The following is a 14845-nucleotide window of genomic DNA, read 5'->3' as shown; positions in this document are numbered from 1 at the left end:
CTGATACAGTAGAGAAACTATATTTCATTATTTGTCCTGCTTTTCATCCTTTACTAACTCTACAAGATCTTCGGGAACGGTGTCTTTCCTTCTTTCAGTAGCGTTATTGCCGAAAATCTGGTCATTTTCCTCTAGCAAGCTCTGTGTAGCAAACATTTTGTTCATTCGTCTTGTGCTTTTATCGAAATAGCTGTATACAATCGGAATAATGAAAAGTGTTAAGAACGTACTACTAATCAAGCCTCCGATTACAGTTATTCCCATCGGCTGATTAATCTCTGTACCTTCTCCTATTCCTAGGGCAAGAGGGACTAATCCCAAAATCGTTGTTAACGCGGTCATAAGAATTGGTCTTGCACGATCAAGGACCGAGTTGACAATGGCATCATACGTACTTTTTCCTTGTTCCTTTCGTTGATTGATGTAATCAACAATGACGATCGCATTGTTTACCACAATACCAGCCAAAACAATCAGACCTATTATAGCTGTTAACCCAATAGGTGTTCTTGTAGCAGTTAATGCTATGGATACTCCAATCACCATTAACGGTACACTAAACATGATAACAAATGGATATTTCAATGATTCAAATTGAGCTGCCATTACCAAGTAAATAAATACAATGGCCAAAACGAATGCAAGAATCATATCATCCATTGACGTTTCTAATAGCTCTCGATCTCCACCAAATACGATGTCTGTTTCTTCTGGAAGATTTAATTTTTTGATTTCTTGATCGACTCTTTCAGAAATTTTTCCAAGATTGGTCGAAGCCTTATATTTTAATGTGAATTGAACTGCATCTTGTTGATTTATTCTTTGAATTCTTACTGGGCTTTCTCCCATTTTAAAGACTGCAACATCCTTAAGTGCTACGTAACCTCCACCTGGTTTTTTAAGGGATAGGTTTTTAAGCTTATCGATGTTTTGAGTAATGTCTTTATCATACTCAACAAAAATAGAATATACATTAGAATTTTTATCAACAATTTGAGAAGCCGTTACTCCCCTAGTAGCATCGTTTGTCAGCATCGCAATTTGGGCTGGCGCTAAACCGGCTTGCAATGCCTTGTTACGATCTACTTCAATTTGGATTTCCTCTACTGTTTCATTTAAATCTGTTGTTAATTCTGAAACACCTTCTAAATCCTTTAAGGAATGATAGATTTTATCTACAGATTTTTTTAACCGTTCTTTATCTGTATCTCTTACGTTAAAGGTTAATGTATTAGGTGCTGAACCAGTTGTAGACTGTAAATTAAAAGATAGTTCAGCCGTTTTATTGGCTTTATGTGCAGCACGCACAACGTCTTTCTTCACGTCATCTACAAATTCAAAAACGGATCTTTTTCTGTTTTCAAGGTCCTTTAGCTTCACATATACTTCAGCCGTGTTGGCATTTGTCGTTCCACGGAACGAATCCTCCTGTGTTGTACCTATTAAACCTACATAAACATCCACATCTTCTTCATCTTCAAATTCTTTTTCAATGGCAGCTACAACCTTCTCTGTTTCTGAAAGGGCTGCACCATTTTCAAGTTTCACTCGAATAGTGAAATACCCTTCATCTGCGCTTGGCAAAAATTGTGTACCAACAGTCGTTAGTCCGAAGCCACCTGCTACTAGAAGAACTAAAGTAAGGAGTAAAACAGCTACTCTGTTTTTCAGAGACCATTTTACTGCTTTTTCGAGCGTAACCATAGGAGCAGATTTTCTCCTTTTTTCTTCTAGGTTTACTTTAGGAGCTTTCAGCCATCTGCTTGCCAACATCGGGACAACTGTTAAGGCCACATATAAAGACGCAATCAAACTAAAAGAAATCGTTAATGCAAACTCTGTAAACAGGTCCCCAATAATACCTGAGATAAAGACTACAGGTATAAATACTGCAACCGTTGTTAGAGTAGAGGCTGTAATGGCCCCTCCCACTTCTTTCGCACCGTCTGCAGCAGCCTGCTTAGAGTCTTTCCCCATTGATAGATGGCGATAAATATTTTCAATGACTACAATAGAGTTGTCTACTAGCATTCCAATTCCTAATGCCAGTCCACCCAAGGTCATAATGTTCAAAGTGAAATCTGAGAAGAACATTAAAACAAATGTGACGATTACCGAATACGGAATGGCAATTCCAATGATGATTGGACTTAAAAAATTTCGAAGGAATAAAAATAACACGACCATAGCGAGAGCTCCCCCAATGATGAGGGAATTAGAAATGTTCCCAATGGCCAGCTGTATGAAATCCCCTTGGTCAAATAATACGTCCGACTTTATGTGTTTATATTTTTCTTTACTTAAAAGCTCGTCCAATTTTTCCTGAAACGCTTTCGAAACTGTTGCTGTGTTTGAATCAGATTGCTGAAGAACGCTTAACAAAACAGAAGGTGTTTGATTGGTTCGTGTAATCGAATCTTCACTCTTCCTAGTAAGCGTTACCTTGGCAACATCTCCAATCGTGACTTTTTTTCCGGTTTTCGGATTAACCGTTACAGTTAGATTTTTTATCGTTTCAACAGAATCAATTTTACTGATTATTCGAGTTGTAAGCTGCTTCCCATCCGTAAGAACAGAATCTCCCGGCATAGCTACATGATTCGATTGAATAACTTGAACAATATCCGATTGACTAAGAAAATTAGCTTTTAATTTCTCTTGATTTAGTTCAACCTTTATTTCTTCCACTATTGTTCCTGAAAGATTTACGCTTGCAACGCCATTAACCTTTGTCAGCTCAAGTTTTAATTCTTCCGCAAGCTCTCTGAGCCTATATGGATCGGTATCTGAGCGGAGCGATACTTGAATAATTGGAAATTGAGATGGATCAAACTTTAAGAATCTTGGTTTTTCTGCATCCTCTGGAAGAGGTGTCTGATCGATTCTTTGTAGGACATCATTTTGAATTTCATCGATTTTAGTTGTCCATGTAAATTGAAGAATGGTTAAATTGGCACCTTCCTGCGATGTCGAAGTCATCGTTTTTAATCCTGGAAGTGTGGCCAAGCTTGCCTCAAGTGGTTTTGCTATTTTTTCAGAAACCTCTATTGGACTTGCACCTTTGTAAGAAGTAACGACAACCCCAACCGGAGGATTAATCTCCGGAATCAGCTTTAATGGAATATTTAGTAAGGAAACCGCTCCCAAAATTAAAACCAAAAGCATGGTTACTAATGTAAAAACAGGTCTCCTTATCGAAAACGAACTGATTTTCATTAAAAAATAACTCCCTCCTAAATCCAGGCAAATAATATCCGACCGACTAGTCAATATCCTTTGCATTTTTTTCTAACTCCTACTATATCGAATGAAAAAACTATTTTCAATAAAGGTGCTAGATCAAAATTGACAATTCATTGGATAGTCAGTGACTTATCAGTCAATAAATGTATAGCTTTTGGTAACAAGTATTAGGTTGTTTTTCGATCGATTCATATTTAAAGCGAAATTTCAATTGATTTAAGCAAAATAACATTTAATTTAAGCGAAAGCTCACTTGATTTAAGCAAAATAACATTTAATTTAAGCGAAAGCTCACTTGATTTAAGCAAAATAACATTTAATTTAAGCGAAAGCTCACTTGATTTAAGCAAAATAACATTTGATTTAAGCGAAAAGGGTGATTGCACCCTTCACATCCATCTTCAACAGAAATACCAACCATTCTTATTTTCCTATAAAGTGAACTTCTATCAGTAGGGATCTCACTGCCCGTTATTGCGGATTAAAAAAGCCCACGAATTAATCGTGAGCTATTTTAACCTTCTCAGCTGAAATTCCTATATTCGTAAATCCGCTAATTAACGTTAAAACCGGGCAGAGCAAGCAAAAGAACGCAAAAGGTACATATTCAATCGTTGAGACTCCCAGTACCTGAGTTAAAAACACGCCAGAAACTCCCCATGGGATTAGTGGGTTTACAACAGTTCCTGCATCTTCAAGTGCCCTGGATAAAGTTTTTGCCGACAAGCCCAGCTTCTTATAATGTTCTTGAAACGTATTCCCTGGTAATAAAATGGATAAGTATTGTTCTCCAACGAGTACATTTATACCGATCGCAGTTAATACTGTTGAAACCAACAATTTTGCTGTGCTTGTCAGCATTCCTTCAATAGCACGAAGTAGGGCTGGGATGATTCCTAATAAAAACAATAAACCTCCCATTCCAAGCGCCAAAAGGACAAGGGAAACTGAAAACATCATACTATCTATGCCTCCCCTAGATAGGATGGCATTTAACTGTTCGACCTTACTGTCCATAACAAATCCTGAGAATAAGATTTTCCCCATGTCTGCAAATGTCATGCTTGAATCCACCATAAATGTCACGCCAACCGCACTCAAAATGCTAGCAGACAATGTTGTGATGGCCGGTACTTTTTTTACAGCCAATATGATGATAAGAAGAAATGGAATAAGAGCTGTCCAGCTAATATTTGTTTCATTATGAAGAGCCTGCAAGAAAAGATTCATTTCTTCCATGCTGCCCTTACTTTCCTTTGGAGATAGAACCCAAAATAAACCAGCTGATAGAATAAATCCCGGAACAGTCGTCCAAAGCATATTTTGTGTATGTTCAAATAAATTGACTCCAACCGTCCCAGAAGCAAGGTTCGTTGTATCAGATAATGGAGACATTTTATCTCCTAAGAAAGAACCGGAAACAATTGCGCCTGCCATTATGGCCATAGATGCATCCATCGCTGCAGCCATTCCAAGGAAAGCCACACCGATCGTTGCTGAAGTCGTAAAAGCGCTACCTATACAAACTCCAATAATCGAACATACAATAAACGCCGCCAAATATAACGGAGTCCCACTAAATAATTCAAAACCATAAAACATCAAGGTTGGAATAGTTCCGCTCGCCATCCAGCTACTGATCAGCATTCCTATGAAAAAGAAAATAAAAACGGCTCCTAAACCAGATGTAGCTCCTTTTATTAACCCACTCTCTACCTCGTTAAAGCTTAATCCTTTAAGTCTTCCGTAAATAATTAAAAGAATAATCGCTGCCAGGATTGGAAGATGCGGAACCATTTCAAAATGAATAATTCCAATCGAGATGACTGCTAAAATTACGGCAAGTACAGCTGCCGCTTCCAAAGCTGAAATCTTTAATTTTGCTAAATCTAGCTGCATTCTTTTTTCCTACCTTTCCTATTTGAACATGAAGTCTTGGAGAACACAAAAAAAGCTTCTCTCCACATAGGGACGAAGAAGCTTCGCGGTACCACCCTATTTGACGATCTAACGAATCGCCCACTCTTAAAAATCTGTTCGTTCTAAGGCAGATGTAATTCACATAGGCTGCTGCCCGAGCTCACACCATCCGCTCGGTCTCTTCTTGCTGCACACATCCTTGCTACTTTTTCTGCGAACAGAAAACCTATCTTATTTCGCACTTAAACGCTTTTAAGCGTTAAAGTATATTAGTATAATACAAGATTCATTTTACCAAGTCAACATAAACATCAATTATTTTATTAATTCTTCTCCTGTTAAAATTTTATGATTGTAAGTAAAGAAATTATAAATCTTATTTTTTTCAATCCCGTAGCCTCCTCTTTTACTTAGGCTGTTTTCGAAAACTTTGTTGCTTTTTAACAAGTAGTGAGGATTGGTTGATTTCCGCTCCAGGATGCTCGCTTTCCGCGGGGCGGGCGGTGAGCCTCCTCGGCGCGCAGCGCCTGTGGGGTCTCACCTGTCCCGCTGCTCCCGCAGGAGTCTCGCACCTTACGCTCCAATCAACCAACTTTTTTATCAACGGTTATCATTCCCAGAACCTATGTAAAAACAACAATCTTTTAGAAAAGAGCCTTTTCTTAAAATCAATTCTTTAATAACTTCGCTTTATGTAGGAATTTTCCTTCACCTGTGCAACATGCTCCACTAGCGAGATTATTAAAATAAACCCCCTCAATAATAAAAAACCACTAGGTGGATTACCCTAGCGGTTAAAAATACTATTTTGCATCCATTGGATTGTAAAGCTTTATGTCAGGATTTTTTTCTTGGAACCATCTTAAAGCAAAATCGTTTTCGAATAAAAATACATATTGATCATAGCGATCCTTTACAAGGATACTTCGGGAGCTTGACAGTTTTTCGTCAACCTTTTCATCCTCAACCCACCGCGCAATTTTGGATCCAATTCTCTCCATTATTACTTCGGTATTGTATTCATTTCTCATGCGATGCTCAAACACTTCAAATTGAAGCTGACCAACAGCACCCAATAAATATTCCTCCATCGTTACGGTTTTGAACAGCTGAATGGCACCTTCCTGCACGAGCTGGTGAATACCTTTATGAAAATGCTTTTGCTTTAATACGTTTTTCGCAGAAACTTTCACGAAAAGCTCTGGGGTAAATTGTGGCAAACGCTCGAATTGGAACAATTCCTTGGAGGTCGTTAATGTGTCTCCAATTTGATAGTTTCCTGTATCATAAAGTCCAATAATATCGCCGCTTACCGCTTCATTCACCGTATTTCTGTCATCTGCCATGAACTGTGTGGAAGATGAAAGGTTGATGCTTTTTCCTGTACGGCTTAAATATACGCTCATTCCCCGTTCGAATTTTCCAGAACAAATACGCAAAAATGCGATGCGGTCGCGATGCTTTGGATTCATATTGGCTTGAATTTTAAAGATAAAGCCTGAAAAATCTTCGCTTACCGGATCAATTTCTCCTATTGAAGATTGACGTGGCTGTGGAGATGGTGCAAATTTTAAATAAGCATCTAGAAATGTCTGCACACCAAAAGTGGTTAACGCACTACCAAAAAACACTGGAGTGAGAAGGCCCTTAGCGATTTTCTCTTCTGAAAATTCATTTCCGGCTTCACTTAATAACATGATTTCTTCAAGAGTTTGCTCATATAAAGGAGAATCCTTCAACGGATGGTCCACATCAAGCTCTCCATCACTATTCAAAGGCAAGAAACGATTTTCATCATTTTCTTTAAATTGCTCAATCCTATTATTAAATCGGTCATAGATTCCAAGGAAATCCTTCCCCATCCCAATCGGCCAGTTCATCGGATAAGACTCGATTCCTAAAACTTCTTCCAGCTCAGCCAAAAGGTCAAGTGGAGCTTTCCCTTGACGGTCCATTTTATTAATAAAGGTAAAAATCGGGATTCCTCTCATACGACAAACCTTAAATAGCTTGATGGTTTGATCCTCAATCCCTTTTGCAGAGTCGATAATCATGACAGCACTGTCTACTGCCATAAGTGTTCGGTACGTATCTTCACTAAAATCCTGGTGACCAGGTGTATCCAAAATGTTGACTCGGAATCCGTTATAATCGAATTGCATCACAGAGGAAGTAACGGAAATTCCTCTTTGTTTCTCTATTTCCATCCAGTCAGAAGTTGCGTATTTACCAGTCTTACGAGCTTTAACTGTCCCCGCGTCCCGAATGGCGCCTCCGAATAGGAGTAATTTTTCAGTCAATGTCGTTTTCCCTGCGTCAGGGTGGGAGATAATTGCAAATGTTTTTCTTGATTCAACTTCATTCTTTAAAGAAGACTTCATGGTAAACATCCTTTTTCGTAATATCGTTACTTTAGCTCCTAAAAACTATATCACAATTGCTTAAAAAATGGCTACTGAATCTAGTTTGTAGTGTGTCTTTCTTTTTTTCTTACTTTATAATGAAGATTAAAGGGGGAGAAACATGATTACTTTTGAAAAAGTAACGGAAGAAACATTATATATCGCTGAAGAAATCATGAATTCCAACAAGGAGTTCAATAAGCTAGAAACCGGGAGAGAAACTCGAACAAGAGAGGAAATAAAAAAGGAATTAATGGCAGTCGAAACAGATACCTACTTCATTAAACTCGATGACACCTACATCGGAATTATAGACTATTTAAAGAACAATCCAAAAGACGGCTTCCCTTGGCTGGGTCTTTTTATGATTCACTCTGACTATCAGGGCTATGGGTTTGGTACGCAAGCCTATCTTTTATTTGAAGAGCTACTAAAAGAAAAAAAGGTTCTTTCTCTACGATTAGGTGTTCTTAAACAAAATGACAAAGGTAAACGATTTTGGAAAAACCTTGGATTTCAATTCTACGAGGAAAAACCATACAAACAAAATATCGTTGAGTGCATGCAAAAAGACTTAATGTAAAAGGATTCCTAGAAACCTTTTACCTAGTGCAAGTCCGATAAAGAAAACTTGCCGATTGGCGATCCTGCAAAGGCGAAGACAGAGGCGTAGTTGCACTTATGCAGATGGGGCTGCCTAATAAGTCGATTTTCCGGCTTTTGGATGCCCCTTTTAATGTTCAAGAATATTGATATATCAACATTCTTGATTTTCAATTTTTCATGAAGTTGCACTTTTCGGACAGCCCTATCTGCCAAGCAACATCATGCTGTGTTAAGCATCATATGTCATCCATCGTGAAATGATACTCATGGAAGCTATTAAAAGGATAAAAGCTGGCTAGGCGCTGTAACTAGACAAAATTCTACGAACAGCCTTACAGGAAAATGTTAGCACTTTCTTTTACATCCATACCAACAATTGTTCCTTGTAATCCTGCTAAAAAGAGTTATATTTATGTCTGTGCATTTTTTGCTTCGTACATAAAAAAACTTTTTGTGAATTTTTTCACATATATATTGCAAGTCGTCCTCTTCGGAAGTAATGTATACATGTCCAATCTTATTAACGACATAATAAAGAAAACATATGACATAAAGAGGAGGGTCATTATATGGAAGAACAAGGTCTTCAGTATCTGGTGAAATTAGCAAAAAAGAAAAAATTTCTATTAGATCATTATCCTTTTCATTATTTGATTCGTGCGATGCTAGCATCGATCTATGCCGGCTTCGTCATCGTGTCATGTTTTAAAATCGGTGGATACTTTTTTGAAGCAGGTTCACCGGCAGCCTATTTAGCCGGTTCCATTTATTTCGGTGTTGCTCTTGTTCTCATTATTTATGGCGGAGCAGAGCTCTTTACAGGCAATACAATGTATTTTACAATTGCGGCTATGAGAAAAGAAGTAACAGTGATCGATACTTTAAAAAACTGGGCTGCTTGTTATGCAGGCAATCTTCTTGGAGCTATCGTATTTGCATTTTTGTTTGCGGCTACAGGATTATTTGCTCATCTACCAAATGATCATTACATTCAATATGTATCAGAATATAAAATGAATGCAACTACGCTTCAACTTTTTGTAAAAGGAATCTTTTGTAACTGGCTTGTATGTTTGGCTGTGTTTTTACCAACACAATTCAAAAATGAAGGGGCTAAGCTCTTTGTGATCATGGCGACTGTGTTCTTATTCTTTTCATCAGGCTTTGAGCATAGTATCGCAAACTTTGTTCTCTTCGGCATAGCTTTAACAGCTCCTCACCCAGATACAGTTTCAATTGCTGGAGCCTTTCATAACCTTATTCCTGTTACACTTGGGAATATTGTTGGTGGATCCGTATTCGTCGGAATGCTATACCAATATTTAAGTGTGTCCAATCAAGCATATGAAGAAGCGGACAAAAAAATGGACAAAAAAGAGACTTCTGAACTCCATCCAATGGTTCAAGAAAAAAATCATACCTTTTTAAATAAACCACTAACGATAATAAAAAATTTCCGTCTATCTAAACCTAAGATTTAATAAATCTGCAAACGAAAGAGTTTTCTAATTACTCTTTTGTTTGCAGATTTTCATCTTTTTCCCAAATATACATCCCAACTTATCTTTTGACACACTTTTACACTCTATACCATAGGTATTAAGCTTTTTTGATTAAGTGTATAATTTTTCATTATCTTGTAAAATATAGGAAATGTATTTTTTTTATCATTCTACTTGTTATTTATCATGATGTAGGCTATAATCAATTTAAATTACTTACATAACAAAGGTTAATAAAAATTCACATATTATCAAACACCAAAGGATAATATGTTAGTATTGGATCCTCTGATGCTTGATAATATGTGAATTTTATTCTGTTTAAGAATAATAGCGCATATTAATTTTTGTTTAACTTTTAGGAGGATTTTTAGTATGACAGTATCAGGTAAAGTAAAATGGTTTAACAGCGAGAAAGGGTTCGGTTTCATCGAAGTTCCTGGCGGAAACGATGTTTTCGTACACTTTTCTGCAATCCAAGGCGAAGGCTACAAAACTCTTGACGAAGGCCAAGAAGTTGAATTCGAAATCGAAGAAGGCAGCCGCGGACCTCAAGCTAAAAACGTTGTAAAATTATAATTTTACAAACTAACCATACAAATGATTAAGGTGTTACTTTTCACAGTAACACCTTTTTTTGTTTGCTCAGACTTTTGCTTTTATATAAACATTTCGTTCCGGTCTTTCTGACCACCTTTTAACAATTTTCGATGGACAAGCAATCCAAGCACAGTCATCAAGATTAGAGAGCTCAATGCCAATCGGCTAGCCAAGTTTCCATAGTCGGCAAATATCCAGGTGATGGTCCCATATATAAATGGTCCAATGATTGCTGAAACCTTTCCAGAAAAAGCAAACAAGCCGAAAAACTGTCCTCGTTTTTCCTCTGGTGTAAGTTCAACTATTAGGGTTCTTGATGTAACCCACATCGATCCTAACGCAATCCCAAACATACTTCCAGATATCCAGAACATTGCTGGATGAATCGAGAGAACGGCAATCGCTAGTGCCACGAGAAGTAAATACCCTACATACTTCACTGCCAATTTGGCACCTTTGGCTTTTGTTACGTATCCAAATAAAAACGATCCAATGATACTTGAAACGGTCGAAACAAGATACAGCAGAATGAATTCTCCAGATGAAAAACCGACAATTGCTTTCGCATAAATGGCCATCATCGCAATAGTAGTCGCAATCGCGTCATTCAAAAAGAAATAAGCAATCATAAATAGAAACACTTCACGATAATTTTTCATTTCTTGAAAGGTTTGGAAAACCTCGCGGTAGCCTGACAAAAAAGATGTCTTTTCCTTTACTTCCACTTTTGGTTCTTTCACAAAAAACAGCAGTGGTAAGGAAAAAATGAAAAACATAATGGCAGTCGGAACAAAAGACGCTTGAGAACCATGGTCACCAATGAAAGGATAAATGCACAAACCTGCAAGTGTTCCAATATATCCAACTGCTACCCCAAATCCTGAAATCAAAGGCAATTCTTCTTTTTTTCCAAGATCAGAAATCATGCTGTCATAAAATACAAGACTGGAGTGGTAGAAGAATTTTGCTATCACAAAAAAACAGATGACAAGCGCTAAATATACAGGTATTCCAAGAATTTGACCATCCATTTTTGATGCAGCAAAGACTCCCATTAGAATAGTACAGACAACTGTAATCAACGTAAAAATACCAATATACCTTTTTTTCCTACCCGTTCTGTCAATTAGCACTCCAAATAACGGCGAGAATAGGACTAGAAAAAAGCTGGCAATTGCATTTGCATACGAAATGAACGTACTGGCAATCTGATCTAATACTTCGTTTTCGCCAATAACTTCCTGCAAATAAAAAGGGAAAAAAATCGTATTGATGTTAGAGGAAAAAATCGTATTGGCAAAATCATAAAACGCCCATGATACTACCGGCAATGAAAAATAAAGAGCCCAAGCATTCTTCTTTTGTAAAGGATTTGTATTCGTTTTTACTTCCATGTACCTTCGTCCCTTCCTTATTTAGACGTACATGATTAACTAATTCCTTACAAATGGTATATTCCCTTTTTATTAACAAAAAATTTAGAAAAGTAAAGTGTGAAACTAACAATTACTACTTCATTCCAAAAGCTATACTTTCGTAAACTTTGACAAAAAGGGCTGTTCCATTCCTCATTAGTTTCAAAGTGCAATATATTTGAAATCTTTTCCTACACGAGCGAGAAAGTTTCAAATAAAAACAAGCGGTCCTAACATTTTTGAGAATGAATCAGCCCTTTCTTATTTAATTTATATGCGGGGGCCTTATAAGCATTTCATCTTTTATTTGGCTTGGTAAAGCTTGCATCGTTTCAATCATAACATCAAGCTTCGTTTCGATTCGATGAAGCAAATACAATGTCACGACAATAGGAAAGCCCACCTCGCTAATAAACGGTAAAAGCTGCTCCATTTTTGCACCTCCTAAATGAAATATAACAGGCAGCCGATTGTTAAAACCTAGAATGAATCGGCTGCCAAGAATCTTACACTTCGTACTCATCTACATTTCGTTCGACAACACGGACACATTTTTTCGAATAAGGCTTACCTGATTGGGTTGAAAAGGCTTGTTGGGCAATAATGATATCCATCACCCCCTTAACTGCATCAAGGTCTACAGGTTCTTTCGGATCATCCACAGATACAGTGATGTTTTTACCAATGTCCGAAACAAAAATCATTTCTAAAGTTTTAGGCATGCTCGTAACCTCCTTTCATTTGAAAAATTAGGAATGGATCGCTAGTTTTTACAATTCATCAATCTTTCTCATTTCTTGGCACTCCACAGATAAAATTGGGTATGCCTGCAGGCTTGCAATCGCTACAGCCGTTGCATAAAGCTGCTCACTAGTAGCTGAGATATTCATATTTGAATAGCTCTTGCGTTTTAAAATCGGCTCTCCTTTTTCATCCAGACCGGCATCAAAAGTAAGCCTAAGCACCTTGGACAATAATGTTTCAGTTGCCATATTGCTCACCTCCTTTCACTCTTCTTATATGAAAAAAAGTAGAAAAAGGGGGATATGTATGAAATTTTTCTATAAAATTCAATTGCATCAGGGGGATTGGATTCATCATGGCATAAAAAAAAGACTCCTAAAAATAGGAGCCTGAAATTTTTGGGGATGATTAGAAAAGACAAAAAATCATGTATCCCCCTTTATAATTAAGCTAAAAGCATTGAAATGAAGAAATATTTCTCGTATCTAAACCAAAATAAACCCACCTGTTATATCTCCTTCTCCAGCGGTAGCCTGCTACTGAATTTCTACCTATAAAAGTCGGATAAAACCAAAAGCTTCTGCCATTATTCAACCAAATAAATGTGAAGCGGTACAAACAGTTTCTCAATGAACCCGGATCTACAGCCAATCCCTGCGGACCACCTAGTAGTGTAGTTTGTTGTGGTGTAAAAGCTGGTGGTGGACCTGAAGGAGGTCCAGTCTGACCACCTTGCTGCCCACCAAATGGAGGTCCTGTCTGACCACCTTGCTGCCCACCAAATGGAGGTCCTGTCTGACTACCTTGCTGGCCACCAAATGAAGGTAATCCAGGTTGCATGCTAGGACCTCCCCCAAATGAAGGTTGACCAGATGGCATGCCAGGAACCCCTCCTACTTGTGGGGGGCCAGATGGCATACCAGGAAATCCTCCAATTGGTGGGGTTCCTGTGCCTTCTCCAAATATAGGATGGAACTGTGGAAATTGCTGTCTTTCATCTTCCATATATGACACCTCACATCAAATGTTCTCTTTTATGTGTATGTAGCCTACCTAATTTTGGTGAATTCTTCATACCAAGATCTACACGTAAAAGATTGTGAAATGTTCAACATATTGTCTTACTTCTTTATAAATTTATAGCATTTGTCATTTTATAATAGTTTTATAGAAAATAGATGACTATTTTACATAACAAGGAGATTACTTATGAATGCAGCAGTTTTTCAAAATACAATGGGAAGAAGCAAAAATCCATTTACTTCTATTGAAACAGGTCCACGACTTATTTTTTGGGAATTGACTGAGGGATGTAATTTAAAATGTATCCATTGCCGTGCTACTGCTCAGCCTGAACGGTCACCTGATGAATTGACCACAGAAAAAGCTTTTCAAGTAATTGATCAAATTGCTGATTTCGCTAAGCCAATTTTAATTCTTACCGGCGGAGAGCCACTATACAGACCCGACTTTTTTGAAATTGCTCATTATGCGAATGATCGTGGAATAACATTGGCTATGGCTTCAAACGGAACCTTGATTACAGAAGAAATAGCAAGAAAAATTAAGGATTCAGGTATTAAAAGAGTAGCCATCAGCTTCGACGGTCCAGACTCGTCCATCCACGATCAATTTAGAGGGTTGGAAGGTTCTTTTGAACAAGCTCTTAGTGGTGCTCGCCATGTGAAAAACCAAGGCTTAGAGCTTCAATTCAATACAACCATTACTACTCATAACGTCGACCATATTGAAAAGATGATAGAGCTTTCAAAACGAATGAATGTGGACGCCCTTCATTTATTTATGCTCGTACCTGTTGGGTGCGGTGTACAGATAGCTGAAAGCAACATGCTCAGTGCAGAACGATACGAAGAGGTGTTAGAATGGTTTTATGATCGCTCGAGAGAAGTTGATTTTGAAATTAGAGCAACTTGTGCCCCTCATTTCTATCGGATCATGAGACAAAAAGCAAAAGAGCGCGGAGAAAGAGTAACGGTCCAAACTCACGGAATGGCAGCCGTAACAAAGGGTTGCCTAGCTGGAACAGGAGTTTGTTTCATATCACATAAAGGAAATGTTCAACCGTGTGGCTATCTTCCTCTCAAAGCGGGAAATGTTATGGAGCAGTCATTAGAAACGATTTGGAAGGAATCAGAATTATTTCAAAAGCTTCGAAACCCAGAATTGCTGGATGGCAAGTGCGGTGTTTGTGAATTTGTGAACGTATGCTCCGGCTGCCGAGCCCGTGCATTTCATGACAAAGGCAGCTTTCTTGCTGAAGAGCCGTATTGTGTCTACAAACCAAAAGCGAAATTCTCTTAAAAGAAGCATTTCACGATCCCACAATTCTACTTGGAATCCATGTTTCATTACCTCAAAAAGGATGTGCTACCTTAATAATATGTACGTTAAA

The 14845-nt window shown here is 37.8% G+C and carries 12 protein-coding genes; 4 read left to right on the top strand and 8 right to left on the bottom strand.

What is annotated here, in order from left to right; translation table 11 throughout:
- Positions 1-27: 27 nt before the first annotated feature.
- From GD441_RS09595 to GD441_RS09585, 3 genes are all read right to left on the bottom strand, one after another.
- Positions 28-3216 (bottom strand): efflux RND transporter permease subunit, encoded by a 3189-nt coding sequence (locus GD441_RS09595; protein ID WP_153126098.1) that lies wholly within the window; start codon positions 3214-3216, stop codon positions 28-30.
- 525 nt (positions 3217-3741) lie between these two features.
- Positions 3742-5142 (bottom strand): Na+/H+ antiporter NhaC, encoded by a 1401-nt coding sequence (gene nhaC, locus GD441_RS09590; protein WP_153126096.1) that lies wholly within the window; start codon positions 5140-5142, stop codon positions 3742-3744.
- Positions 5143-5966: 824 nt separating this feature from the next.
- Positions 5967-7544 (bottom strand): peptide chain release factor 3, encoded by a 1578-nt coding sequence (locus GD441_RS09585; protein WP_153126094.1) that lies wholly within the window; start codon positions 7542-7544, stop codon positions 5967-5969.
- A gap of 142 nt (positions 7545-7686) precedes the next feature.
- On the opposite strand from GD441_RS09585, the gene GD441_RS09580 reads away from it, so the two are divergent.
- From GD441_RS09580 to GD441_RS09570, 3 genes are all read left to right on the top strand, one after another.
- The gene (locus GD441_RS09580; RefSeq protein ID WP_153126092.1) at positions 7687-8148 is read left to right on the top strand and encodes a GNAT family N-acetyltransferase; all 462 of its coding nucleotides are present in this window, start codon (positions 7687-7689) and stop codon (positions 8146-8148) included.
- A gap of 592 nt (positions 8149-8740) precedes the next feature.
- Positions 8741-9652, top strand: coding sequence for a formate/nitrite transporter family protein (locus tag GD441_RS09575; RefSeq protein ID WP_153126090.1), 912 nt, complete (start codon positions 8741-8743; stop codon positions 9650-9652).
- 396 nt (positions 9653-10048) lie between these two features.
- The gene (locus tag GD441_RS09570; RefSeq protein WP_153126088.1) at positions 10049-10252 is read left to right on the top strand and encodes a cold-shock protein; all 204 of its coding nucleotides are present in this window, start codon (positions 10049-10051) and stop codon (positions 10250-10252) included.
- 80 nt (positions 10253-10332) lie between these two features.
- Here the strand turns inward: GD441_RS09570 and GD441_RS09565 are convergent, their stop codons facing one another.
- The 5 genes from GD441_RS09565 to GD441_RS09545 all read right to left on the bottom strand — a co-directional run bounded on the left by GD441_RS09565 (position 10333) and on the right by GD441_RS09545 (position 13437).
- Positions 10333-11667, bottom strand: coding sequence for an MFS transporter (locus GD441_RS09565; protein WP_153126086.1), 1335 nt, complete (start codon positions 11665-11667; stop codon positions 10333-10335).
- Positions 11668-11953: 286 nt separating this feature from the next.
- A complete protein-coding gene (locus GD441_RS09560) occupies positions 11954-12121 on the bottom strand; it encodes a YvrJ family protein (RefSeq protein WP_153126084.1) in 168 nt (55 codons plus the stop codon).
- Between the two features lie 73 nt (positions 12122-12194).
- The gene (locus tag GD441_RS09555; RefSeq protein ID WP_153126082.1) at positions 12195-12410 is read right to left on the bottom strand and encodes a DUF2922 domain-containing protein; all 216 of its coding nucleotides are present in this window, start codon (positions 12408-12410) and stop codon (positions 12195-12197) included.
- Between the two features lie 48 nt (positions 12411-12458).
- Positions 12459-12680 carry a DUF1659 domain-containing protein gene (locus GD441_RS09550; protein ID WP_153126080.1) on the bottom strand — a complete coding sequence of 74 codons (222 nt, stop codon included), beginning with the start codon at positions 12678-12680 and terminating at the stop codon, positions 12459-12461.
- 202 nt (positions 12681-12882) lie between these two features.
- Positions 12883-13437, bottom strand: a complete 555-nt coding sequence (locus tag GD441_RS09545) for a transporter (RefSeq protein WP_225434190.1) — start codon at positions 13435-13437, stop codon at positions 12883-12885.
- Between the two features lie 204 nt (positions 13438-13641).
- Between GD441_RS09545 and GD441_RS09540 the strand changes: the two genes are divergently transcribed.
- Positions 13642-14754, top strand: coding sequence for a radical SAM/SPASM domain-containing protein (locus GD441_RS09540; RefSeq protein ID WP_225434189.1), 1113 nt, complete (start codon positions 13642-13644; stop codon positions 14752-14754).
- Positions 14755-14845 lie beyond the last annotated feature (91 nt).

Origin of the sequence: Peribacillus tepidiphilus (genome assembly GCF_009466385.1) — a bacterium.
Taxonomy (GTDB): Bacteria; Bacillota; Bacilli; order Bacillales; family DSM-1321; genus Bacillus_BN; species Bacillus_BN tepidiphilus.
The sequence above is the reverse complement of the archived record's forward strand: the minus strand, read 5'-3'. Positions and strand labels throughout refer to the sequence as shown.

What these genes read in the sequence shown, in the direction of transcription:
- GD441_RS09555 (WP_153126082.1), bottom strand. Translation starts at nt 12,410, where the DNA reads ATGCCTAAAACTTTAGAAATGATTTTTGTTTCGGACATTGGTAAAAAC.
- GD441_RS09585 (WP_153126094.1), bottom strand. Translation starts at nt 7,544, where the DNA reads ATGAAGTCTTCTTTAAAGAATGAAGTTGAATCAAGAAAAACATTTGCA.
- GD441_RS09595 (WP_153126098.1), bottom strand. Translation starts at nt 3,216, where the DNA reads ATGAAAATCAGTTCGTTTTCGATAAGGAGACCTGTTTTTACATTAGTA.
- GD441_RS09580 (WP_153126092.1), top strand. Translation starts at nt 7,687, where the DNA reads ATGATTACTTTTGAAAAAGTAACGGAAGAAACATTATATATCGCTGAA.
- GD441_RS09575 (WP_153126090.1), top strand. Translation starts at nt 8,741, where the DNA reads ATGGAAGAACAAGGTCTTCAGTATCTGGTGAAATTAGCAAAAAAGAAA.
- nhaC (WP_153126096.1), bottom strand. Translation starts at nt 5,142, where the DNA reads ATGCAGCTAGATTTAGCAAAATTAAAGATTTCAGCTTTGGAAGCGGCA.
- GD441_RS09545 (WP_225434190.1), bottom strand. Translation starts at nt 13,437, where the DNA reads ATGGAAGATGAAAGACAGCAATTTCCACAGTTCCATCCTATATTTGGA.
- GD441_RS09540 (WP_225434189.1), top strand. Translation starts at nt 13,642, where the DNA reads ATGAATGCAGCAGTTTTTCAAAATACAATGGGAAGAAGCAAAAATCCA.
- GD441_RS09560 (WP_153126084.1), bottom strand. Translation starts at nt 12,121, where the DNA reads ATGGAGCAGCTTTTACCGTTTATTAGCGAGGTGGGCTTTCCTATTGTC.
- GD441_RS09570 (WP_153126088.1), top strand. Translation starts at nt 10,049, where the DNA reads ATGACAGTATCAGGTAAAGTAAAATGGTTTAACAGCGAGAAAGGGTTC.
- GD441_RS09550 (WP_153126080.1), bottom strand. Translation starts at nt 12,680, where the DNA reads ATGGCAACTGAAACATTATTGTCCAAGGTGCTTAGGCTTACTTTTGAT.
- GD441_RS09565 (WP_153126086.1), bottom strand. Translation starts at nt 11,667, where the DNA reads ATGGAAGTAAAAACGAATACAAATCCTTTACAAAAGAAGAATGCTTGG.